Raw genomic sequence first — 21,610 nt, forward strand, 5'->3', positions numbered from 1 at the left:
CCGGAGGACTGTGCCCATGACCCGCCCCCCTCACCCCACTTCTCCGGCCCGGCGCGGACTGCTCAGGGCGGGCCTCGCCACCACCGCGGCCGTCGCGGCCGGCACGCTCTCGGCGTCCACCGCGTCGGCGGCCTCGAAGGCCGAACAGCGGGGAGCCGAGACCGAGTTGGCCGCGCTGGAGCGGCGGCACGGCGCGCGGCTCGGCGTGTACGCGCGCAACGTCCGCACCGGGCGGACCGTGTCCCACCGGGCGGGGGAGCGGTTCGCGATGTGTTCCACGTTCAAGGCGTTCGCCGCGGCGGCGATCCTGCGCGGCCACGGCGGCCGTACACCTCTGGACACGGTGATCCACTACCCGCCGCACGACATCCTGCCCCACTCGCCGCGCACCGAGGAGCACGTGGCCACCGGCATGACGGTGGCGGACCTGTGCGCCGCGGCGATCCAGTACAGCGACAACGCGGCGGGCAATCTGCTGCTGCGCCAGATCGGCGGCCCCGCCGGACTGACCCGCTTCCTGCGCTCGCTCGGCGACGGCACGAGCCGGCTCGACCGGTGGGAGCCGGAGCTGAACACCGCGATCCCCGGCGACCCGCGCGACACCACGACTCCCGAGGCGCTCGGGCGTGGCTTCGCGCGGCTGACCCTGGGCCGCGCGCTCGCCCGCCCCGCCCGGGAACGGCTCGTCACCTGGCTGAAAGGCAACACCACCAGCGCCGCGCGGTTCGGCGCCGGACTGCCGCACGGCTGGGTACTGGCGGACAAGACCGGCACCGGTGACTACGGCACCGCCAACGACATCGGCGTGGCCTGGACGACGCGTGGGACGCCGGTCCTGCTGACCGTGCTGTCGGCTCAGGCCGCCCAGGACGGGACGGCGGACGACGCGCTCGTCGCGGAGGCGGCCCGCATCGTGGCCCGCGTCCTGGCGCCGGGGGAGTGAACACCTCCCGCGCTATTCACTGTTCTGAATGAGAATCATGTACGCGAGCATTGACGTGCCCATGTCGGCTCTCTACGGTCGGTTGGCAATCAGGAGGGAAAGCGCTTTCCCTCTGCTGTCACCATGCCACGACTGGAGACAAGCCCATGCACCTGAGATCAGCCATCGCATGCGCCGGTCTGCTCGCCGGCACGCTCTGCGCGCTGTCCGGCACCTCGGCACAGGCCGCCGCGGCCACCGTGCTGTACGTGTCACCGAGCGGCAGCGACAGCGCGCCCGCACCACCCTCTCCGCCTACCCCGGCGAGAGCCCGGTCCTGAACTTCTCCGGCCAGAGCGAGAGTTCGTCGAACCGGGGGATCCAGCTCAACGCGGACTACTGGCACCTGTACGGCCTCACCGTCGAGCACGCCGCGGACAACGGCATCTATGTCGCAGGCAGCAACAACGTCATCGAGCGGGTGGTGACGGCGTACAACCGGGACACCGGACTGCAGCTCGGCCGGATCTCCTCCGGCGCACCGAGCAGCCAGTGGCCCTCGAACAACCTGGTCGTCAGCTCGGAGTCGCACGACACCAAGGACTCCACCGGCGAGAACGCCGACGGGTTCGCCTCGAAGCTCACCACGGGCACCGGGAACGTCTTCCGCTACGACGTCTCCCACAACAACATCGACGACGGCTGGGACCTCTACACCAAGACCGACACGGGCGCCATCGGACCGGTGGCCATCGAGTACGCGCTGTCGTACGGCAACGGGACGCTGAGCGACGGCACCCAGAACAAGAACGGCGACCGCAACGGCTACAAGCTCGGCGGCGACGACATCGCGGTCAATCACCTCGTGCGGCACGACATCGCCTACAGGAACGGCCATCACGGTTTCACCTACAACAGCAACCCCGGCACGATGGCCGTCTCCCACAACGTGAGCGTCGACAACACCGATCGCGACTTCGCCTTCGACAAGGGAACTTCGGTGTTCCGGCACCTGGACCGGCACCAACGGCTCCCGCTGCTCCGCGTACTCCGGGGCCCTCGGCTGGTCCTTCGCCTCGGACGGTCATCTCGTGGTGACCTTCGGCGGCAAGGTCGTGACGCCGTAAGGGCGGCATGGCCGGCGCACGACACCCTTCGGGCGGGACACCACGCACGGTGGCGTCCCGCCCGAAGCCGCTTCCGCACTGTCTCAGGGGGGCGCGGTCACCCGGTTACAACGGCCATCCGCCGTAGGGGACGGTGATCAGTTCCAGGGCATGGCCCGCCGGGTCCAGGAAGTACACGCCGCGGCCACCGTCGTTGTGGTTGATCGTGCCGGGCTGTGTCTGGTGCGGGTCGGCCCAGTGCTGCATGCCGCGCTCGACGATCCGGCGGTACGCGCCGTCGAACTCCTCCTCGGAGACCAGGAACGCGTAGTGCTGTGGCGTGATCCGGTCCTCGGGGGCGGTGGCGTAGTCCAGCGTGATTCCGTTACTGAGGGTGACCGCGACGAACGGGCCCCACTCCTTGGCGGGCTCAAGACCGAGCAGTTCGGTGAAGAAGTCCGCGGACTCCCGGTTGTTCCGGGCGTGGACGATGGTGTGGTTCAACTCGACTGACAAGGAATCCTCCTGTCATGTCCCGGCACCTCCATGCCTCACCCAGCCGGTGACCGGCACGCGATGCCACTGTCGATCTTAGCCGGACGGACGAGTTTCCCAGTACCGCAAGTAACATGATCACCTTGGGCTCTGGGTGTACCAGTCAGTCAACTAGGCGCTGTCCCAGGACGCGCCCGGCCCGGAGATCACCATGTCTTCTCTCACCGACGCGTTGGAAAACGCGCGCCTCACCTATGACCAGCACATGCGGACGTGCCGTCAGTGCCATGCCGACGGCGCGGCCTGTGCCGTCGCCAAGCATCTCCTGCGGATCTACAACAACGCCCGCAGGGAGCACCTGCGGTCGGGAGGACAGCACGCGACGACGGACTGACCGGCTCAGCCGCGGAAGCCGGCGTGCACATGGTCGTGATGGGTGGCGTCGCTGAAGAACTGGCCCGGGCCGCCGCCCGGGAGCAGCACGGGCCCGCCCACGTTGTACGACCCGGCGGCCGCCGCGTCCCGCATGAACCGCTCGATCAGACCACGAGACGTCGCCGGGTCGACGACCGCGTGACCGTCGATCCGCCACACGTCGAAGGCACGGCCGCGCGGATGGTCGCTGGGCCGGCTCGTACCGAACACGTCCAGCGGATGCCCGGAGCGTACGACGCTCACCTCCAGCCGGTACGTCCGCGCCAGGGCGAGCATCGCCCTGGCCACGCCGGTGTGCACCTGACCGCTGCGCAGGTCCGCCACGGCGGCGGGCGGCAGCACGATCCGCTCGTCGGACAGCACGGCCCGGACGTCCGGCGCCGGCGACCGGACGGCCGGCCCGGGACGCGCCGGATACAGCGCGCCGACCGTCCAGGCGGACCCCGACCGGGAGAGGCGCACATCGACCGTCGTGCCGCCCGCCCGCGTCGTCCCGGCGCCGCGGGTCCACTGCCGGCACACCACCAGCACACTGGCCGACCGCGACAGAATCCCGCCGTACTGCGCGTCCACGACCTGCAGCGCCGCCTCGTCGGCCGGCGGCAGCAGCGGCTCCGCCCGGTCCACGAGAGCGGTCGGCAGCCCGAGCGCCGCGACCCGTGCCCGTGCCGCCGCCGCACCGCCGTGCCCGGCTCCCCACGCGCCGATCGCCTCCACCAGCCGCACGGCGCGCAGCTTCGCCGCCGGCTGGACCTCGGCTGCCGTCGGTCGCCACGGCGTGGTGCGCGGCAGACCGGGGGAGGGCGACGGCGATCCGCCGCGGGTCGGGGCGCTCTGACGTGGATGCCCGGCCGGTGCCGCACGACCGGAGCAGCCGGCCGCGCCGAGCGCGGCCGCGGCGAAGGCGCCCAGCACGGTACGGCGGCCGGGCGGCGAAGCGGCGGGCGCATCCGCACGGCTCACCGGGCTCGGTGAGGTCATGGGCCCAGTGTCCGCCGGACGGCACCGCACAGGCCACCGCGGATACCGGGGGAAGAGCGTCCGCCGGCCCCACGGCCCCGACCCCCTCAGAACGGCGGGTCGTTGAGGATCTCCAGGAGGGACGCGGCGCTGTGCCCGTCGCCCGGGGCCGGTCCCGGCGGGTGGGGAAACGTGCGGCCCCAGGAGGCGGCGCGGCCCAGGGCGCTCAGGCGCCAGGCCAGGCGTGCGGCGCGCCGCAGGTCCGCCGCCGTGCGGCCGGGCCCCGTCCAGGGCTCAAGATAGGCGTCGAGGAGGCGGGCCAGAACCTGCGGGCCGTAGCGTGCGCGGGCCTTCTCGGCGGGGATCCGCAGGCTGCAGAACGGGTGGGTGACGGCCGCGTCGCCCCAGTCGAAGAAGGTGAACCGGCCCGGTGCCGGGTGGAACAGCTGGCCGTCGTGCAGGTCCGCGTGGTCCAGGGTGTCCTCGACGCCCGCGGCCGCCAGTTCGGCGCACCAGTCCGCGAGACGCGGCCGCAGCCGCTCCAGCCGGGCGTGGTCCCCCGCGTCCAGTGCGGTGTTGTCCATGAGCAGTCTGTCGAACGCCTCGGGCAGACCGAGGGTCCGGACGCAGGGCACGCCGAGCCGCTCGATCTCGTGCCGATGCCCGGTCACGGCCCGCTGCACGCTCGCGTACTGCCGCAGCATCTCCTCCCAGGTCCCCGGCTCCACCGGTGCGCGCGCGAGCACGGAGCGGAACAACTCGCCTCCGTCGGGGAGCAGCATCCATGCGCGCTCGGCGTCGACGGCCAGCGGCTGAAGCACCTGCTCCGGCACCCAGCGGGCCAGCGCGGCGGTCAACGGGCCCTCGAAGGAGCCGGCCGGCGGGTTCGCCTTGAACCAGACGGCGTCCCGCCCCTCGACGGGCACCCGCACCAGCACGGACCACGGCCGCAGCCGCACACTCAGGTCACCGCCCCCGCGCAGGCCGAGCGCGGCGAGCCGCCCGGCCACCCAGCCGAGCGCCGCGTCCCGCCACGCCCGCTGTTCCCACGGGGTCGGCGCGTACTGGTAGGTGCCGCGGTCCACGACGATCGAACCCTCATGGCGCATCGCGCCATCTCACCATCGCGACCGGGCACCGGCCAGCCCTTTTCCCGTTCAGCCGAGCGCGAGCGGCACAGACGCGCCCCCCGGCCGTGGGCCGGGGGGCGCGTTCCTTGCGGGGAGGATCAGGCGCGCTGCTTGCGGCGCATCGTCAGGTACGTGCCGGTCGCACCCGCGGCCAGCAGGGCACCCACGCCGAGGCCGACCGGCAGGGTCGGGAAGCCGGAGGCGTCGGTCGTCGCGGCCGTGTTCTGCATGGCGCCGCCGGTGATGCTCGTGGACACCGGGTCGACGTGCTTGATCGGGCCGACGTGCTGGACCGAGCCGTCGGCGTTCAGCAGCACCTGCTTGTTGTTCGGGTGCCGGAAGTCGAACATGCCCGACAGCGAGCCGGCCGTCGCGTCGAAGGAGTGGTCACCGACCCGTCCGGTACGCCAGTTGTCCTCGATGAACCGGGTGATCGACGCCTGGTTCGTCAGCGTGTGGTCGACCTTGTTCACCTTGCTGAACGGCGAGACGACGAGCAGCGGCTGGCGGGTACCCGGGCCGCAGCGGTCCGCGTAACCACCGGACGCCTTCGGGCCCTTCTGGCAGGCCGGGCTGTCGGTGGCCTTGCCGTTGGAACCGGTCGCGGTGTCCGCCGAACCGTTCTTCGGCGTGACGTAGGCGTGGTCGTACCAGCCGTCGGAGTCGTCGTAGGCGAGGACGATCGCGGTGGACTTCCACTGCGGCGAGCTCTGGATCGCGTTGATCTGCTGCACCAGGAAGTGCTGCTCGTCGGTGGGGTCGGAGTAGCCCGCGTGGCCGTCCTGGTACTCACCGGCCTTGACGTAGCTGACGGCCGGCAGCTTGCCCGCCTTCAGCGCGGCGGAGAAGTCGGTCAGGTCGTAGTTGTGGTTGGCCTGACCGCTGTGGCCGATCTCGGACACGGACTTCGGCGCCAGGTGGTGCGGGTTCGCCGTCGACTTGTAGTACGAGAACGGGTTGTGGTGCGGGCTGTAGTCCGTCACGGACGCGCCGCCCACGTTGGTGTGCGCGGTGTCGCACTTGGCGTACGAGCCGGACTTGCCGTCCCAGGCGGTCGACGGACGGAAGCCGCCCTGGAACCAGCCCCAGGAGACCTTCTTGGCGTTGAGCAGGTCACCGATGTTCTTGCCCTGCAGCGAGGCCAGCGCGTTGGTGCTGGTGTGGTCCTTGCCGGAGCAGTCGTCGAACGCGGGGTCGGGGTCGTTGATCACCGTGCCGACACCGTTGGCGTCGGGCGACTGGATCGCGTACGGGTCCGGCTTCGCGGTCTGCTTGCCCGTGGCCGGGTCCACCGATACGGCGCCGTGCGTCTGACCGGAGATCAGGTTGAGCGCGCCGGGCGTCGAGGGACCGTACACCGAGCTGTAGGCGCGGTCGCTCAGGGAGTAGTGCTGGGCGTAGTTCCACAGCGCGGTGACGGTGTTGCCGTCGTAGTAGTCCATCGCCAGACCGGGCTCACCGAACAGGCCGCCGCTGCACTTGTCGACCTCGGTGTTCTGCACGAACTGGTCGGCCTTGCCACCGTTGTAGGCGTACTGCTCGGCGCCGTAGGAGTGGTTCTGGTCGCAGGTCATCGCCTGCGACGGAGCGAGCCGCTTGGGCGCGTACTGGTTCGGGTTGTGCTTCAGCAGACCCGCGTGCGCGAGGGTGTCGATGTCCTTCGGGGTGTTCTTCGACGCGGTGAACTTCGTGCCGTCGGTGTTCGCCGCCTTCGGGTACGTGGCGAAGTAGTGGTCGAAGGAGATGTTCTCGTCGAAGAGAACGACGACGTGCTTGATCGGCGTCGCGGTCGAGGAGTGCCCGCCCTGCGCCGTGGCGGGCGCGGCCGCCCAGCCGGGCGCGTTGCTGCCGAGCACGGTGAGCGCGGCGGCCCCCGCCAGTGCGCCCAGGCTCCGCATCGCGGCTTGTCTTCCTCTGCTTGCCATGGTGGTCTACCCCTCCGGACAGAACGTCTGTGCGTCGTACGAGCACGGATGCTGCGCCCGTTGCGGGGCGCGTCGGCGGAGCCATGATGGCGTGCAGATGAACACCGAGTCAGGGATCCTGGGTCAATTCTTGACGATGTATTGACACTTTCGGGTGAGCAGTTGTCCGGACAGGTTCAGCCGAACAGGGCACGCCCGTACCAGTCCTCGGCGTCCCGGACGCCGGGCAGCGCGAAGAAGTAGCCGCCGCCGAAGGGGCTGATGTAGTCCGTCAGCGGCTCACCGGCGAGCCGGTGCTGCACCGTTTCGAACTGCCGCTTCACATCCTGCTGGTAGGCGCAGAACAACAGGCCCATGTCCAGGTTGCCGTTGGCGTCCATGCCCCGGTCGTAGTTGTACGCGCGGCGCAGCAGGCGCTGGTCGGCCGTGGCGGAGGTGCGCGGGTTGGCGAGCCGGATATGCGCGTCCAGCGGGATGACATCGCCCTTGGGGTCATCGGTGTACTTCGGCGTGTCGTGCTCGTGGTCGCCGTCCAGCGGTGCGCCGGAGGAGCGGGCGCGGCCGAACATCCGCTCCTGTTCACTGAGCGAGACCCGGTCCCAGAACTCCACCAGCATCCGGATCAGCCGTACGACCTGATAGCTGCCGCCGACCGCCCAGTCCGGCTCGCCCATGCCCTTGGCCACCCACACCAGCCGGTCCATCTCGCGGGCGCTCGCGGTGTCCGGGTTGGCGGTGCCGTCCCTGAACCCCATGAGATTGCGCGGAGTCCCGGAGGGCCGGGGCGGGCTGGCGAAGCCGTCCAGCCGCCAGCGGACCTGCACGGCGCCCCGGGTGTGCCGGGCGATGTCACGCAGGGCGTGAAGGGTGGTGTCCGGCTCGTCGGCGTGCAGTTGGAGGCTGAGGTCGCCGTGGCACCAGTCCGCCTGGAGGTCGTCGTCCGGGAACTCGGGCATGGCGGTCAGCCGGCGGGGCCGCAGCGCGGCCAGTCCGAACCGGTCGTCGAACAGCGAGGCGCCGACGCCCACGGTGACGGCCAGTCGGCCGGAGGGCAGGCGGTCGCCGAGGACGCCCGAGTCGGCGGGCGGGGCGGTGATGCCGGCCGGGGCCGGTATCCCGCCGGAGGTCAGGAAGCGGGCCCGCTCGGTCAGCGTGCGCAGCAGGTCGGCGAGGTCCGCACGGCTCTCGGCGGTCACATCGAGGGAGGCGAACACGCTGGTGCGGCGCGGGGCCGCGATCGCCGAGGCCTGGTGGACGCCGTGGAAGGGGACGACGGAATCCGTGGTGCCCGGCTCGGTGGCGGTGGGGGCGGTGGGGGCGGCGGCGCTGGTGGCGAGGCCGGCGCCGGCCAGGGCGGCACCGCGAAGGAAGCCGCGCCGGGCCAGGCCGTCGGGTCGTTCGGCGCTGTTCACACGGTCCTCCGCGGGTCGCACAGGGTGGCCACCGAGGCCAGCTTCTCCACCAGGCCGCCGAGCACCGAGTCGGCCTGCTCCCGCCGGGCGCGGCTCAGTGCGTCGAGCGGGGTCCAGCCGTCGCCGTGCCGGAAGCCGTCGAGGGTGTGCTGGGCACGGTCCAACTCCTTGTCCAGGCCCGGCAGATCGGCGTACCGGGTGGTGAGCAGCGGGCGCAGCCGGGACAGCACCGCACGGGTGCCGTCCAGGTTGGCGCGGGCGGTGGCGAGGTTGCTGCCGCTGCCGTAGTCGGTGCGGCCGGTCAGCTCGAACTGCACGGTGTTCTCCAGGATCTCGTGCGCGCGCAGACCCAGCTGGGCGGGGTCCATCCGGGTCTGCGACCAGCTGTCCCGCAGCCCGGTCACCGCCTTCACCAGGGCCTCGGCAGGAGCGCGCAGCCCGGCGGTCGACTCGCCGTGCCACAGCCCGTACTCGATCCGGTGGAACCCGGCGAAGTCCTTGTCGCGCACCCCGTCGGCCAGGCCGGCGTCGGTGCCGTTGATCGCGCCGTCCGCGTCCCCGAAGGCGTCGTACGCCGCACCGAGCCGCTCGTACTGGAGGTGGGCCGGCAGCCAGGCCGTCCGGGCGGCCGCGAGGTCCCCCCGGTCGACGGCGTCCTTGAGCCGCGCCGTCAGCCGGACGACGTCGTCCAGGCCGCCGCCGACCCACTTCTGGTAGGCGAGGGCGGGCGGGATCAGGTCGTGCACCGTGACGGGCGCGGCACCGGGGCCGCGTGTGCCGCCGGTCAGGTGCACGGTGGGTCCGGTGACCGCGTCGGCGTCGTCGGGCACGCACTTGAAGGCGTACGCCCCCGTGCCCAGCCGGACGGTCAGCTCCCGTGTCGTGCCGGGCCCTATGCCCTCCACCTCGCCGTACACCGCCTGGGTGCCCGGGTCCTCCAGATAGACCTCGGCGGCGCCGTCGGAGGAGTTGTGCAGATCGAAGGTCCGCACCCCGGGCTCGGGCCGGGTCCAGCCACTGCCGCAGTGGCTCTCGGAGACGTCGATGACGATGTGGCCCGACGGGGCGCCGGCGGCCCGGCCGGGCCGTGGCCCCTCCGGCGAGTACGCCAGCAGGGTGCCCCCGAGGGCCACGGCGAGGACGACGAACACCGCGGGAGCCGTCCGGGGACGAACGGACCGCGTGCCGAGGCGAGGCAACGGCATGGCGAGCCTTTCCGGAACGACGTACGCAACGGCCTCATGGTAGGCGGCGCTCCGGATCCGAACACCCGTCCAAAGGTGTTGGTGGCTGTTGGTGGCCGAAAATTCTCCCTGGGTTCACCGGCACGTGGTCCGTGGCGAGCCCCTGACCAGGTCGCCGACCGGCCCTTGCCCCAGGGCGGCGGCCGGTTCAGCGCACCGGGAAACCGAAGGTGTAGCCCTGCTGCTTGAGCCACGGCAGCAGGGTGCGCAGCGCGGCCACGGTCTGCGAGCGGTCGCCGCCCGCGTCGTGGAAGAGGAGCGTGGGTCCCAGGTGCAGCTCGCGCTTCACCGTGGCGAGTATGGCGGCGGTGCCCGGCCGCTCGAAGTCCTTGGAGTCCACGTTCCAGCCGAGCGGACGCATCCCGTGCGAGGCCGCCAGCTGCCGGCTGTACGGGGTGAAGGCCCCGCCCGGAGCCCGGTAGTACAACGGCCGTACACCACCGGAGGCCTTGGTGATCTGCTCCTCGGCCTGGAGTATCTGCTGCGACTGGTAGGCCTCGGACTTCTTGTCCATCGTGGTGTCGTGCGACACCGTGTGGTCGCACAGCCGGTGTCCGGCCGCCACCACCTGGCGGACCAGGTCGGGATGCGCCTGGGCCTGCGGGCCGATCATGCAGAACGTCGCCTTGACGCCGCCCGCGCGCAGAAGGTCCAGCACCTGCGGGGTCCAGACCGGGTCCGGCCCGTCGTCGATGGTGATGTTCACCGCGTGCGCGCCCCCGTCCGAGTCGTGCGCGATGTCGGCGGACACGGATGCGGGCGCGGCCTTCGGGGCGGTGCCTTGGGCGAGCGGGGCCGAGACGCCCGCACGGGGTGAGTCGCCCTCGCCCCTCGACTGGTTGGCCTGCGCGGTCCACACCGACGCGGCGGCCGCCACCGCCGTGACGCCGACCGCCGCCGCTGTCACCCGGCCGTACCATCCCCGCCCGCTGTGCCGCGCCATGTCCCGCCCCGATCTGTGCCGTGTCCGATAAGTCGTGTGCACCCCGTGTTCTGTGCACCTGTCAGGACGGCAGGGTTTGCGAGGGGGTTCAAACGTGGATCCAGTTGTTACGGATCACGGACATTTCCCTGGTGGTTTCCCGCCAGAGGACACACGCGGCAGGTGGGACGGGGCGGGGGACGCAGGGCGAGGGAGTCGGTACGGTGCCCGGATGGCCCTCTACCCGGAACTCGAACCGTACGCGCACGGCATGCTCGACGTGGGCGACGGCAACCACGTCCACTGGGAGACCTGTGGCAATCCGGACGGCAAACCCGCCGTCGTCCTGCACGGCGGACCGGGATCCGGCTGCACCCCTTACCCCCGGCGCCTGTTCGACCCGGCCGCCTATCGGATCGTCCTGCTCGACCAGCGCGGCTGCGGCCGGTCCACCCCGCACGCGAGCCGTCACGACACCGACATGAGCGTCAACACCACGGCGCACCTCATGGCCGACCTGGAACTGCTGCGCGCCCACCTGGGCATCGAACGATGGCTGGTATGGGGCGTGTCCTGGGGGTCCGTGCTCGCGCTGCGCTACGCGCAGACCCATCCGGGCGTCGTCTCCGAACTGGTCCTCACGGGCGTCGCCACCGGGTCGGACGCCGAAGTCGAGTTGCTGACCAGGGGGCTGGGCCGGATCTTCCCGGAGGCCTTCGAACGGTTCTGCTGCGCGCTGCCGGCCGGCGAACGGGGCGGGAACCTCGCCGCTGCCTGCAACAGGCTCCTCGAATCCCCCGACCCCGAGGTGCGGGAGCGGGCCGCGCGGGCCTGGACCGACTGGGAGACGGCCACGATCCCGGCGCCCCCGCGCTCGGTCGCCCGCTACGAGGACCCCGTCTTCCGCATGGGCTTCGCCCGCACCGTCACCCACTACTGGGGCAACGGCCACTTCCTGGGCGAGGCCGGCGACGAGGGCGTGGTACTGCGCGACGCGCCTCTGCTCAAGGGGATCCCCGGCACCCTTGTGCAGGGCAGCCTCGACCTGGGCAACCTCCTCGGCATCGTCTGGCGGCTCCGACAGGCCTGGCCCGACAGCGAGTTGGTGATCGTCGACGACACGGGACACGACAGCGGGGCGCCGGGCATGGCGGAGGCGCTGATCGCGGCGACCGACCGGTACGCGGCCCGGGGCTGACCGCCGCGGCGCCGGAAAACCGGGGCGCGTGTGCGGGCCGGCTGTGCCAGGCTCGTCCGTCGGCAGCCCTTCGCACCGGCAGGCCCGGCAGACACCGGTCCTCGTCCCCAGGAGTGTCCGATGACGACAGCACCGCCCCGGCTGCGCCCGTTGCTGGCCCAGTTCGACTTCGCGTGCGAGCGGCTCCTGCGCCGGCTGACCGGGCCCGCCATGGACAGCGGCGACGGCACCGGGACCAGGGTCGAGTCCCTGACCGACGACGAGTACTTCTGGGCGCCGGTCCCCGGCTGCTGGACGGTGAGACGACGCGCGGACGGGCCGGGGCCACGGGCCACCTTCCTGGCCGGCGCCGGCCCGTGGGGCCGGGACGCCGCACCGTATCCGCATCCGTGGCCGCCGCCCGTGACGACGCTCGCCTGGCGGCTGAGCCACCTGGCCGAGATGCTGGCCCTGCGCGCCGACCACACCGCCGGCACCCGCTCGGCGACCCGGGAGGCGTATCCCGTCAGCGGCGCGGCCGCCGAAGCGGTCGCGGCCCTGCGGACCGGCGCCGCCGCCTGGCGGCGGGCACTGCTGAGCGCCGACGACACGGCCCTGGACACGGTGGGGTACTGCGCCTACCCCTACGGCAGCGACGCCGAGGAGCCCTTCCTCGACATCGTGTGGTGGGTCAACCAGGAAGTACTGCACCACGGAGCCGAGATCGCCCTGCTCCGCGACCTCTACCGAACCCACCGGCAGACCTGAGAGCCGGCGCCGGCCCCTTCACTCCCCGGCCAGCGCCGCTCGTACGATCGCGGCGGCGGCCGTGCCCGCGGCCAGCACCGGTGCGGTGCTGCGCGCCGCCCGCCCGAGCATGAAGGCGCCCTCCAGCAGGGCGATGACCGAGCCGGCCGTCTCCCGGGCGGCCGGCTCGGGGATGCCGCCCCCGGCGTAGTAGGCGGCCAGACGGTCGATCCAGCTGTCGAACACCTCCGAAGTGGCCTGCCGCAGCGGCTCGTTGGTGCTCGCGACCTCCAGCGCGACCGTCGCGATGGGGCACGGGTCGGCGAAGTCCAGCTCGGCGAGGGTGCCGGCCGCCGCCGCGAAGGCGTCGGAGGTGGCCGCCACCAGGTCCTCGTACGGCGACATGAGCGCGCTGATGAGCTCCAGATAGACGGCGCCCGAGGTGCGGACGACCTCCTCGGCCAACTGGGCCTTCCCGCGGGGGAAGAAGTGGTAGATCGAGCCGAAGGGCGCACCGGCCGCCTCGGCGATCTGCTTCATCCCCGTGCCGGTGTAGCCCGCACGCCGGAACAGCTCGGTGCCGGCGTGCACGATGCGCCGCCGGGTCTCATGGGTGCTGATGGCCTTGCCTTCGCTCACGGATGGCACCTCCGGGGAGCCGCCGTTGCCCAGGGGCGGTCGGCGCCTATTCTGTCACTAGAACGTTCTATCAAGTGGAAGACCCGCGGCTGGGCCGACGGCCGGGCCGGGTGACCTGGGTGGAGGCGTGGACATGCCGGAGATCGAGCTGAGCGCGGGAACCATCGACTACCAGGACACCGGAGGCGACGGCCCCGCCGTGGTCCTCGCCCACGGCCTCGGCTTCGACGAGTCGGTCTGGGCCGCCGTCGTCCGCGCCCTGCGCCCCGACTTCCGCGTCCTGGTCCCCGTCCTGCCGCTCGGCAGCCACCGGCGTCCGATGCGCCCGGACGCGGACCTCTCCGCGCACGGCGTCGCCCGTCTCCTGGCGGAGTTCATGGACCGTCTGGACCTGCGCGATGTCACCCTGGTGCAGAACGACACCGGAACGGCCCAACTCCTCGTCGGCGTCCGGGACGACCGCATCGCCCGGCTCGTCCTGACCTCCTGCGAGGCCCTGGACAACTACCCGCCCGGCATCCAGGGCCGGATCCTGTCCGTGACCTCGAAGATCCCCGGTGGAACCTTCCTCCTCCTGCAGTCCTTCCGGTTCCCCGCTCTCGCCCGGATGCAGACCTCGCTCGGCGGCATGACGAAGCGGCGGCTGCCGAACGAACTCGTCGCGCGCTGGTACGGCCCCTTGCTGACGAATCGTCATATCCGGCGGGACCTCGCCAAGTTCCTCCGTACGACACGCAAGGACTGCTATCTGCGGGCGGCCCGGAACCTGCCGGGGTTCACCCGGCCCGCGCTGGTCGCCTGGGGTGCCGAGGACCGTATGATGCCGCCCGCGACGGGCCGCCGGCTGGCCGAACTGCTGCCGAACGCGCGCTATGTCGAGATCCCCGACGCCCGCACCCTGGTGCAGCTGGACAACCCGGCCGCGCTCAGCGACGAGATCCGCAGGTTCGTCCGGGACCATCCGCTGCCCGGAGAGAACTGACGCCGGGCGGCCGGCGGAGACGGGACCCGCATTCCCGCCGGCCGGACGGGGTCACTCTTCGAGGCAGACGTACAGGCGGGTGCCGCCGGACCGGAAGCCGACCCGCTCGTACACCCTTCGGGAGCCCTCGCCCGAGTACTCCAGCCACACCGACCCGGCCCCGCGGGCGAACATGGTCCCGGCGAGGGTCCAGGTCACCGCGGCCGCGATGCCGCGCCCCCGGTGGGCGGGCAGGGTGCCCACGCCCGCGAGTTCGGCCGTGCCCTCGGCGGGGGCCGAGCAGAGGGCGCCGCCGGCGCAGCCGCCGCCGGACGCCCGCACGAACCGGACGGCCCCGCCGTTCTCCTCGGTCCGCCGCAGCCGTGCCGCGCCCTGCGGCGAAGGCTCCCACTCGTTGCCGAAGGCCTCGGCCAGCGCGGTGTCGAGCGCGAGATAGTCCGCCTCGCCGTCCGGTGCCACCACCTCGACCGGGGTGGCCGGGTCGGGTGCGGTCAGCGTGGCGGGGGTGCAGACCAGGTACTCGTGCACCGCCTCCGTGCCGAATCCCGCCCGGCGCAGCGCGGGTTCGACCGCGGGGGCGGTGTCCGGGGCGAACTCCAGGCGGGGCTTGAGCCCGCGCTCACGGAACACGGCGATCAGGTCGGCCACGTCCCGGTCGGTGGGTGTGGCACCGGGGAAGGGGGTGGCGTAGTTGATGTACGGACTCGTCGTCGCGGGGTCCAACCCCACGACGAAGCCGCCGACTTCACGCGCCGCCGGACGGCGCAGCAGGTGGGCGACGGCAAAGCTCTGGACGTCGGTGCGCAAGACGAAGACCTCACGGTGAAGGAGCCACGGGACCGTGGCGGGCCGGGATGCGACCGGGCACAAGCGTGACCGGCCGATGAAACGGCCTCTGCGAGGAGGCGGGCGGTGTGCGGGACACCGCGTCGTCGGACCGCCGTGAGGAGACGCGAGAGGTACCGCAGGGCGCTGCCCGGGGGCAGACGGCTCAGTACCGACGGCGGCCGCTGGGGGACGCCGGAACCATGGACTTCAGTCCTTCATGAGGAGGGGCCGCATCCCGTGCGCGGATGCTTGTTCGATCAGGGCGAGCCTGCCACAGCCGGGGACGGGCTGACAAGCGATCACCGGCAGGCAGCGGATTCTCCCGGCGGCGTGTCGAAGCGCGTGCGGCTCGTTCGACGCTTGGGTGGAGGCGCGCGACCGCAGGACCTGACCGAAGGAGACGCCATGAAGATCCGTGCCCGAGTGAGCATGAGCGCCGACGGCTATGTGACCACGCCGACCGGCTGGCCGGCACAGACGGCCGACCCCGCTTTCGCGTCCGGCGAGAGCCATGGCATCCGGGAGTTCCTCGACGGCTGCGAGGCCGCGCTGATGGGCCGCACCACCTTCGAGCCGGCGCTGACCAACAACCGCTGGCCCTGGCCGAAGCTCGACGTGTTCGTGCTCGGCTCCCACCGCCCCGCCGGCACCCCGGACCACGTCGTCACCGACAGCGATCCGGTACGGCTCCTGGAGCGGATCCGCACGGCCGACCACGGGGGCGACGTCCACCTCGTCGGCGGCCCGCGCACGATCCAGACCTTTCACGCCCTCGGCGCGCTCGACACACTGGAACTGGTCATCGCGCCCCTGCTGTTCGGCGGCGGGACGCGGCTGACGCCCGGGCTCGACCCGGCCATCGGGCTCACCTTCCGGCGCGAGCGCGCCCTGCCGGGCGGATCCGTGGAGATCGTCTACTCCTGCGAGGGCAGCAGGTCCCCCCTGCCGGGCAGCCCGGCGAGTCAGCGCTGAGCGAGGTCAGCGGCTGGAGCGCTGGGCGGCCACGATCGCCCGCACGGTCGGCTCCGCCCCCGCGAGCCGCTGGACCCGCTCCGCGAAGCCCGGGAACTGCGACGCGACCTTGGTGAGGAAGCGCAGCTCGGGCGGCGCCACATTGATCTCGGCGGCATCGCGCTCGATCGCCCGCACCACGCCCTTGCAGACCTGCTGCGGGGAGACGGTGCGGACCCGGCCGGGCGTCGACGAACCGGTCTTGGCGAACATGCCCAACTCCCGGACGAAGCCCGGCTGGACGATCGAGACACCGACGCCCGTGCCGTGCAGATCCTGCCGGAAGGCCAGCGCGAAGCCGCGCAGCCCGAACTTGGTCGCGGTGTACAGGGACGACGACCTGGTGGCCGCCATGCCGGACAGCGACCCGACGAAACAGAGGTGGCCGCGGCCGGCGGCCACCATGCCGGGGGCCAGCAGCCGGGCGAGCATCGCCGGGGCGCGCAGATTCACCGCGAGAGCACGGTCGAACTGCTCCGGTGTGTAGTCGAGGACGTCACCGCTGGAGGGGAGGGCCGCGTTGGCGAGCAGGATGTCCGTGCCGGCGGCCGCTTCGGCGAGCCGGCGCACATCGTCCGCGTCCGCCAGATCGGCCGCGATCGTGCGGGCGCCGTAGCGCTCGGCGAGCGGTTCGAGCGCCTCGACCCGCCGGCCGGTGAGCACGAGACGGGCGCCACGGGCGGACAACTCGGCGGCGAGCGCACCGCCGATGCCGCCGGTGACGCCGGTGAGCAGAACGGTTGACCCGGCAATGCGCACGACTGCCCTCCCGCATTTCTCTGACTGTTCGTTCGAACGAACAATAGGGAGCCCGGACAGCCCTGTCCACCGGTGATGGAAGAATGCACGCCATGTCGCATGCCGCCCCTTCCGTCCCGACGCGCCAGCGCATCATCACCGCCGTTCTGCGGATCATCGGCGAGGACGGAGTCGCGGCCGTCACCAACCGGCGGATCGCCAAGGAAGCGGGCGTCTCCCTCGGTTCGGTCACCTACCACTTCGAGACCCAGCACGAGCTGCTGCGCGAGAGCCTGCTGTATTTCGTGCGCGAGGAAGCGCGGCACTTCACCGAACTGGCCGAGCAGTGCCAGACGGAGGGCCTCGCCGTCGAGGACGCGGCCTCCCTGGCCGGGCAGGTCGCCTGTGGTTCGGCGCTGGACAGCGCCCATCTCGCGCCGTTCGAGCTGTACCTGCACGCCGGGCGCGACGAGCGGCTGCGGGAGGCGGCCGCCGAGGCGTTCTCGGCCTACGATCTGCTGGCCGCCCGGATCCTGACCGCACTGGGCGTCCCGGACGCACAGCGCCTGGCCGCCACGACCGTCGCCCTCGTCATGGGCCTGCAACTGCGCCGGCTGGCCACGGGCAGTCCCGCGGACGACCTGGTCGACGCCCTCCTGCTGCTGGTGCGAGGGGGCGCCGACCGGCCGTCCGCGGCCGCTTCAGGGGAGCCTGCGGCACAGTAGGGCGGCGGGCCCGGGACGGCTGCCCACCCGGGTGGTGTAGGCGATCCCGGCGGCGTACTCGTCGCCGCCGCACTGGCCCTTGTAGTCGCCGTACGCGAAGTCGCCGCCGGACGCGGCGCCGGGGCGGTTGTCGGACCGGTCGAACCAGACCGTGCGGCCCGCTCCCGCGAGGACGGACCGGGCGGGCACACACAGGGCCGCCGACACCCGCTCGCCGCGGACGCTGTAGCCGATGAGGTAACTGCCCCCGGGGCACTGGAGTTTGGTGTATCCCGACGCCCAGTCGCCGCCGGCCGGGACATAGCGCTCGTCCGTGACGACCGTCTGCCCGGCGGCGGCCGCGCGCAGATCGGCCGGGCCGCCGCCGGTGCTGTCGGTGCACAGGCCGCGGCCGCTGGTGCGGCCGAGGCCGATGAGCCGCAGCCCGTCGGGGCAGGCGGCCTTGTACGCCCCCGGATCCCAGTCGCCCGTCGCCCGCACCCGCACCGACTCCACCGCGTCACCGTGGTCGACGGCGAGCATCCGCCAGACGGGGACCGCCGGCACCGGACCGCTGTCGCTCGGCGCGGTCATGAGGCGCTGCCAGGCCGGAGCCCGCCAGTCGCCCGGGTCGAGGATGCCGGAGCGATGCCCGCTCTCGTCGTACCGCAGCAGCGCCCAGTCGTCGTGGCCCGTGAAGCCGACCAGCGGCCAGAAGGCGAAGTCGGTGTCGTGGTCGGCGAAATAGTCGGTGATGTTGCCGAACCAGGTGCGGGCGGCCGCGTTGGTCTCGCTCGCGCCGATGCCGAATTCGCTGACCCATACGGGGGCGGTGTAGTGCCGGCCGGTGTCCTCCACGAAGAACGCCTCGTCCCGGAGCGCCGTGTACAGGTCGTCGCGGCTGAGGTCCTGGTAGCGGGGGTCGTGGGTCTCGCCGATGCCGGTCGCGCCGCTGTGGCGGGGGCCGGTGTAGCCGTAGAAGTGCGCCGAGTAGACCAGCTTGTGGGCGTCGACGAGGGTGTGGGACAGGGTGTTGGTGGGGGTCAGCATCGGCCGGCCGTGGGGGAGTCCGTCCGCGGGGACGCCGGTCCAGTTGATGCCCTCGACGACGATGAGCAGACGTGGGTCGGCCTCCGTGAGGATGCGGTCGGCGGCGAGCCGGGCCGCCGCATACCAGTCGTGGCCGTCGCCCAGGCCCCAGTTGGGATCGTCCAGGACGTCACGCCGCACCTCGTTGTACAGGTCCGCGCCCACGACGCCGGGGACGGAGACGTAACGGCGGGCCATGAAGACCCAGTCGTCGGCCCATGCCTGTGTCGACTGCGAGCTGTTCCAGCGCTCGTTGCCGTCGATGCCGCAGCACCAGCGCGAGGTGTTGGTGTGGTTGTTGAGGATCACGGCGAACCCGCTGTCGCTGAGCGCGCCGACCACGGCGTCGTAGATCTCCAGCGGTGTCCTGCCGCGCAGTCGGGGATTGGCGGCGACGGCGCTGTCGGGCACCGGGGTCGTGCTGTGGATCATCTCGTTCGAGAACGGCAGCCGGATGGTGTTGATCCCCAACTGGTGGAAGTCGACCGTCAGTTGATCCAGCGGTACGCGGTCCAGGCCCAGCGGTATCCCGTGCGAGTCCTGGCCGGCGTGATGGTCGGCGGGGTCGTCGACGCTGCCGCTGCCCGTCCAGGAGCCCTGTGCGCCGTCCCAGTTGGCGCCCTTCAGACGGAAGCGCCTGCCCTGGCTGTCGACGATGAAGCGGCCCTGTGTGGACAGCGGCGGAGACCAGGAGGCCGGGGCCGGGACCGTGGCACCAACTGTCCGGGAAGCCAGGGGAGTTCCTCCGTCCTGGGCGGCGGCCGTCGGGGCGGCAGCGGTGGACGTGGTGGCGACGAGCAGGAAGCCCGCGACTGCGACGGCCAGACGCGGGGCGGCAGGTGCGATCGGCATCTGGGGAGCCCTTGACGGTAGGGGGCGGGGGAGGGTGGGGCGACCAGGGTGACGATGTCGGTCCGGTGGGCGGAGTGTCCACCACCCGGCACGGTTCGGGGAAGAGGCCCGCTACAGGGCGCGGGCGACGAGCAGGGCCACGTCGTCGTGGTCGTCGGGATTGCGCAGCCCGTACAGCAGGACGTCGCAGGTCTCCTCCAGCGGCCGGTGCGGTTCGTCGAGCAGGTCCAGCAAGGCGTTGAGCCGGTCGTCGATGTCGTGCTGCCGGGTCTCCACGAGACCGTCGGTGTAGAGGACCAGCAGGTCACCGGGGCGCAGCGCGACCGTCGTGGTCTCGAACCGGACGCCGCCGACACCGAGCGGCGCCCCGGCCGGCAGCTCCAGAAGCCGCGGCGGGTCGCCGGGGCGGGCGAGCGCGGGCGGCATGTGTCCGGCGTTGGCGATGCTGCACCGCCCGGTGCGCGGGTCGTACACCGCGTACAGACAGGTGACGATGTAGTGCTCCAGATCGCAGGTGATCTTGTCGAGATGCTGGAGCACCGCGCCGGGGGCGAGGTCGACATCGGCATAGGCGCAGGTGGCCGTGCGCAGCCGGCCCATCGTGGCGGCCGCGTCGATGCCGTTGCCCATGACGTCGCCCACCACCAGCGCGGTCTTGTCGTCGGCCAGCGGGATGACGTCGTACCAGTCGCCGCCGACCTCGCTGGTGGCCTGCGCGGGCTGGTAGCGGGAGGCGAGTTCCAGGCCGGTGTGGTGGGCCGAGTGGTCGGGCAGCAGACTGCGCTGCAGCGTGAGGGCGGTGTTGCGGACGCTCTGGAACCAGCGGGCGTTGTCGATGGCCACGGCGGCCCGGCCGGCGAGTTCGGTGGCAAGGAGCACGTCGTCCTCGTCGAACGGCGCCGGATTGCGGGTCCGCTTGAGATCGAGGGCGCCGAGCACCTCGCCGTGCGCGATGAGCGGAACGGCGAGATACGAGTGGACGCCGGCCTGCGCCAGCAGGGTGCCGGCGCTGGCGTCCCGGGCGATGCGCGGCAGATCGTGCGGCCCCACATGGCGCACCAGGACCGGCCGACCGGAGTGCACGCACAGGGTGACCAGACGGTCGCCCGCGTAGGCGGCGACATCGCCGGGCGGGTCGGCGGCACGCAGCGCGACCGTCGGGTGCGCGGCCTTCAGGGCCAGCGCCCGGAACAGCTCCGGGCCGTTGTCCGGTCTGCCCTTGCGGCGGCAGGACAAGGCGGCGTCGAGGACGTCCACGGCCGCCACGTCGGCCAGCGCGGGCGCGGCGATCTCGGCCAGTTCATGGGCCGTCTGCTCCACGTCCAGGGTGGTGCCGACCCGCGCGGAGGCGTCCGCGATGAGCGCCAGGCGCCGCCGCGCCCGGTCGGCCTCGGCCGCCGCCCGGTGCCGCTCGGTGACGTCGACGACCGAGGCGGCCGCGCCCAGCACCCGCCCGCCGGGATCCTCCAGCCGGTAGAACGACAGCGACCAGGCATGCTCGTGATCGGGATCGGCCGGGGGACGGCCGACGTGGTACTGGTCCAGCAGCGGCGTACCGGTGGTGAGCACCTGGCGCAGCGCGGATTCCACGGTGTCGACGTCCGGGAAAGGCAGGGTCTCCCGCAGATGGCGGCCGATGTGCTCCTCGGCGGCAGTGCCGTCGATCCGCTCCAGCGCCGGGTTGACCAGCAGATACCGTAGATCGGGGTCGAGGAGGGCCAGACCGATCGGGGACTGGTTGATCAGCTGCTCGCACAGCGCCAGATCGGTCTCGACGCGCTGGAGCAGCGTGTGGTCGGCCGCGATGCCCAGGGCGTAGACGTCCCCGAGGTCGTCCAGCAGCCGCATGGTCCGGAACTCCGTCAGCCGGCTGCTGCCGTCCTTGTGCCGGACCGGGAACGCGCCGGCCCAGCCCCGGCCGGTCTCCAGCACCTCCGTGAACAGGCTCACCACGGCCTGCAGATGCTCCGGGTGGATCAGCAGCCGCGCCGCGTGCTTGCCGAGGGCCTCCTGCGAGGAGTATCCGAAGAGTTCCTCGGCCTGCGGGGTCCAGAAGACGATGCGGCCGCGGGTGTCCAGGGCCACCGCCGCCACGCTCAGCACATCCAGCAGCCCGGTCGGCCGGGGCAGCCCGGCGCGCTGCTCGTCGTGGCCGGCTGCGAAGGAGTCCACTGCCATGCCGGTTCACCTCCACCGGCCGGGCGGGCACGCCGCGCTGAGGGGCCGGTCCCTCCATGGTCGCTCCCGCCGCGGCCCGGCCCAACCGGACGGCGCCGCGTCCGGACGGAGCCG

At 72.3% G+C, this 21,610-nt stretch carries 19 protein-coding genes and 1 pseudogene; 8 read left to right on the forward strand and 12 right to left on the reverse strand.

Annotated elements, in window-relative coordinates; all coding sequences use genetic code 11:
• Nucleotides 1-16 precede the first annotated feature (16 nt).
• On the forward strand, nucleotides 17-943 hold the full coding sequence (bla, locus tag IE277_RS22660) for a class A beta-lactamase (RefSeq protein WP_189955213.1): 927 nt from the start codon (nucleotides 17-19) through the stop codon (nucleotides 941-943).
• Between the two features lie 125 nt (nucleotides 944-1,068).
• A pseudogene (locus IE277_RS22665) lies at nucleotides 1,069-2,049 on the forward strand (right-handed parallel beta-helix repeat-containing protein); the annotation flags it as partial.
• A gap of 105 nt (nucleotides 2,050-2,154) precedes the next feature.
• On the opposite strand, the gene IE277_RS22670 reads toward IE277_RS22665, so the two are convergent.
• Nucleotides 2,155-2,544: a VOC family protein gene (locus IE277_RS22670; RefSeq protein WP_189955214.1), complete on the reverse strand. Its 390-nt coding sequence runs from the start codon at nucleotides 2,542-2,544 to the stop codon at nucleotides 2,155-2,157.
• 190 nt (nucleotides 2,545-2,734) lie between these two features.
• Between IE277_RS22670 and IE277_RS22675 the strand changes: the two genes are divergently transcribed.
• Complete coding sequence (locus tag IE277_RS22675) at nucleotides 2,735-2,917, forward strand: hypothetical protein (protein ID WP_189955215.1); 183 nt, start codon at nucleotides 2,735-2,737, stop codon at nucleotides 2,915-2,917.
• A gap of 5 nt (nucleotides 2,918-2,922) precedes the next feature.
• Here the strand turns inward: IE277_RS22675 and IE277_RS22680 are convergent, their stop codons facing one another.
• From IE277_RS22680 to IE277_RS22705, 6 genes are all read right to left on the reverse strand, one after another.
• The gene (locus IE277_RS22680) at nucleotides 2,923-3,939 is read right to left on the reverse strand and encodes a hypothetical protein (protein WP_229881906.1); all 1,017 of its coding nucleotides are present in this window, start codon (nucleotides 3,937-3,939) and stop codon (nucleotides 2,923-2,925) included.
• 86 nt (nucleotides 3,940-4,025) lie between these two features.
• Nucleotides 4,026-5,027: a phosphotransferase gene (locus tag IE277_RS22685; RefSeq protein ID WP_189955216.1), complete on the reverse strand. Its 1,002-nt coding sequence runs from the start codon at nucleotides 5,025-5,027 to the stop codon at nucleotides 4,026-4,028.
• A gap of 119 nt (nucleotides 5,028-5,146) precedes the next feature.
• Nucleotides 5,147-6,973 carry a phospholipase C gene (locus tag IE277_RS22690; RefSeq protein ID WP_189955217.1) on the reverse strand — a complete coding sequence of 609 codons (1,827 nt, stop codon included), beginning with the start codon at nucleotides 6,971-6,973 and terminating at the stop codon, nucleotides 5,147-5,149.
• A gap of 176 nt (nucleotides 6,974-7,149) precedes the next feature.
• Nucleotides 7,150-8,385, reverse strand: a complete 1,236-nt coding sequence (efeB, locus tag IE277_RS22695) for an iron uptake transporter deferrochelatase/peroxidase subunit (RefSeq protein ID WP_189955218.1) — start codon at nucleotides 8,383-8,385, stop codon at nucleotides 7,150-7,152.
• Nucleotides 8,382-9,590 carry an EfeM/EfeO family lipoprotein gene (locus IE277_RS22700; protein ID WP_189955220.1) on the reverse strand — a complete coding sequence of 403 codons (1,209 nt, stop codon included), beginning with the start codon at nucleotides 9,588-9,590 and terminating at the stop codon, nucleotides 8,382-8,384. Before IE277_RS22700 ends, efeB begins: the two co-directional genes overlap by 4 nt.
• Nucleotides 9,591-9,777: 187 nt before the next feature.
• Complete coding sequence (locus IE277_RS22705) at nucleotides 9,778-10,572, reverse strand: polysaccharide deacetylase family protein (RefSeq protein WP_189955221.1); 795 nt, start codon at nucleotides 10,570-10,572, stop codon at nucleotides 9,778-9,780.
• Between the two features lie 211 nt (nucleotides 10,573-10,783).
• Here IE277_RS22705 and pip point away from each other — a divergent pair, with 211 nt between their 5' ends.
• Together pip and IE277_RS22715 are read left to right on the forward strand one after the other, a co-directional pair.
• Nucleotides 10,784-11,749 (forward strand): prolyl aminopeptidase, encoded by a 966-nt coding sequence (gene pip / locus IE277_RS22710; protein WP_189955223.1) that lies wholly within the window; start codon nucleotides 10,784-10,786, stop codon nucleotides 11,747-11,749.
• Nucleotides 11,750-11,869: 120 nt separating this feature from the next.
• Entirely contained in the window at nucleotides 11,870-12,496 is a 627-nt protein-coding gene (locus IE277_RS22715; RefSeq protein ID WP_189955225.1) for a DinB family protein, read from the forward strand.
• Between the two features lie 18 nt (nucleotides 12,497-12,514).
• Here the strand turns inward: IE277_RS22715 and IE277_RS22720 are convergent, their stop codons facing one another.
• Complete coding sequence (locus tag IE277_RS22720; RefSeq protein ID WP_229881908.1) at nucleotides 12,515-13,114, reverse strand: TetR/AcrR family transcriptional regulator; 600 nt, start codon at nucleotides 13,112-13,114, stop codon at nucleotides 12,515-12,517.
• A gap of 133 nt (nucleotides 13,115-13,247) precedes the next feature.
• On the opposite strand from IE277_RS22720, the gene IE277_RS22725 reads away from it, so the two are divergent.
• Nucleotides 13,248-14,096 (forward strand): alpha/beta fold hydrolase, encoded by an 849-nt coding sequence (locus tag IE277_RS22725; protein ID WP_189955227.1) that lies wholly within the window; start codon nucleotides 13,248-13,250, stop codon nucleotides 14,094-14,096.
• A 51-nt stretch (nucleotides 14,097-14,147) separates the two neighbouring features.
• On the opposite strand, the gene IE277_RS22730 is transcribed toward IE277_RS22725, so the two are convergent.
• Nucleotides 14,148-14,903 (reverse strand): GNAT family N-acetyltransferase, encoded by a 756-nt coding sequence (locus IE277_RS22730; RefSeq protein WP_189955229.1) that lies wholly within the window; start codon nucleotides 14,901-14,903, stop codon nucleotides 14,148-14,150.
• Between the two features lie 426 nt (nucleotides 14,904-15,329).
• Here IE277_RS22730 and IE277_RS22735 point away from each other — a divergent pair, with 426 nt between their 5' ends.
• Nucleotides 15,330-15,896 carry a dihydrofolate reductase family protein gene (locus IE277_RS22735; protein ID WP_189955230.1) on the forward strand — a complete coding sequence of 189 codons (567 nt, stop codon included), beginning with the start codon at nucleotides 15,330-15,332 and terminating at the stop codon, nucleotides 15,894-15,896.
• A gap of 6 nt (nucleotides 15,897-15,902) precedes the next feature.
• Here the strand turns inward: IE277_RS22735 and IE277_RS22740 are convergent, their stop codons facing one another.
• The gene (locus IE277_RS22740) at nucleotides 15,903-16,694 is read right to left on the reverse strand and encodes an SDR family NAD(P)-dependent oxidoreductase (protein ID WP_189955232.1); all 792 of its coding nucleotides are present in this window, start codon (nucleotides 16,692-16,694) and stop codon (nucleotides 15,903-15,905) included.
• Nucleotides 16,695-16,786: 92 nt separating this feature from the next.
• On the opposite strand from IE277_RS22740, the gene IE277_RS22745 reads away from it, so the two are divergent.
• Complete coding sequence (locus IE277_RS22745; protein ID WP_189955234.1) at nucleotides 16,787-17,398, forward strand: TetR/AcrR family transcriptional regulator; 612 nt, start codon at nucleotides 16,787-16,789, stop codon at nucleotides 17,396-17,398.
• Here IE277_RS22745 and IE277_RS22750 read toward each other — a convergent pair.
• Nucleotides 17,375-19,318: a glycoside hydrolase family 5 protein gene (locus IE277_RS22750; RefSeq protein WP_189955236.1), complete on the reverse strand. Its 1,944-nt coding sequence runs from the start codon at nucleotides 19,316-19,318 to the stop codon at nucleotides 17,375-17,377. The two genes, IE277_RS22745 and IE277_RS22750, sit on opposite strands and share 24 nt — an antisense overlap.
• A 111-nt stretch (nucleotides 19,319-19,429) precedes the next feature.
• Complete coding sequence (locus IE277_RS22755; RefSeq protein ID WP_189955238.1) at nucleotides 19,430-21,496, reverse strand: SpoIIE family protein phosphatase; 2,067 nt, start codon at nucleotides 21,494-21,496, stop codon at nucleotides 19,430-19,432.
• Nucleotides 21,497-21,610 lie beyond the last annotated feature (114 nt).

The sequence above is a fragment of the Streptomyces alanosinicus genome (assembly GCF_014650595.1).
Classification (GTDB): Bacteria; Actinomycetota; Actinomycetes; order Streptomycetales; family Streptomycetaceae; genus Streptomyces; species Streptomyces alanosinicus.

Bases quoted from the DNA above. Each gene is read 5' to 3' on its own strand.
- bla (WP_189955213.1), top strand. From the start codon at position 17: ATGACCCGCCCCCCTCACCCCACTTCTCCGGCCCGGCGCGGACTGCTC.
- IE277_RS22675 (WP_189955215.1), top strand. From the start codon at position 2,735: ATGTCTTCTCTCACCGACGCGTTGGAAAACGCGCGCCTCACCTATGAC.
- IE277_RS22680 (WP_229881906.1), bottom strand. From the start codon at position 3,939: ATGACCTCACCGAGCCCGGTGAGCCGTGCGGATGCGCCCGCCGCTTCG.
- IE277_RS22685 (WP_189955216.1), bottom strand. From the start codon at position 5,027: ATGCGCCATGAGGGTTCGATCGTCGTGGACCGCGGCACCTACCAGTAC.
- IE277_RS22690 (WP_189955217.1), bottom strand. From the start codon at position 6,973: ATGGCAAGCAGAGGAAGACAAGCCGCGATGCGGAGCCTGGGCGCACTG.
- IE277_RS22700 (WP_189955220.1), bottom strand. From the start codon at position 9,590: ATGCCGTTGCCTCGCCTCGGCACGCGGTCCGTTCGTCCCCGGACGGCT.
- IE277_RS22705 (WP_189955221.1), bottom strand. From the start codon at position 10,572: ATGGCGCGGCACAGCGGGCGGGGATGGTACGGCCGGGTGACAGCGGCG.
- pip (WP_189955223.1), top strand. From the start codon at position 10,784: ATGGCCCTCTACCCGGAACTCGAACCGTACGCGCACGGCATGCTCGAC.
- IE277_RS22715 (WP_189955225.1), top strand. From the start codon at position 11,870: ATGACGACAGCACCGCCCCGGCTGCGCCCGTTGCTGGCCCAGTTCGAC.
- IE277_RS22725 (WP_189955227.1), top strand. From the start codon at position 13,248: ATGCCGGAGATCGAGCTGAGCGCGGGAACCATCGACTACCAGGACACC.
- IE277_RS22735 (WP_189955230.1), top strand. From the start codon at position 15,330: ATGAAGATCCGTGCCCGAGTGAGCATGAGCGCCGACGGCTATGTGACC.
- IE277_RS22745 (WP_189955234.1), top strand. From the start codon at position 16,787: ATGTCGCATGCCGCCCCTTCCGTCCCGACGCGCCAGCGCATCATCACC.
- IE277_RS22750 (WP_189955236.1), bottom strand. From the start codon at position 19,318: ATGCCGATCGCACCTGCCGCCCCGCGTCTGGCCGTCGCAGTCGCGGGC.
- IE277_RS22755 (WP_189955238.1), bottom strand. From the start codon at position 21,496: ATGGCAGTGGACTCCTTCGCAGCCGGCCACGACGAGCAGCGCGCCGGG.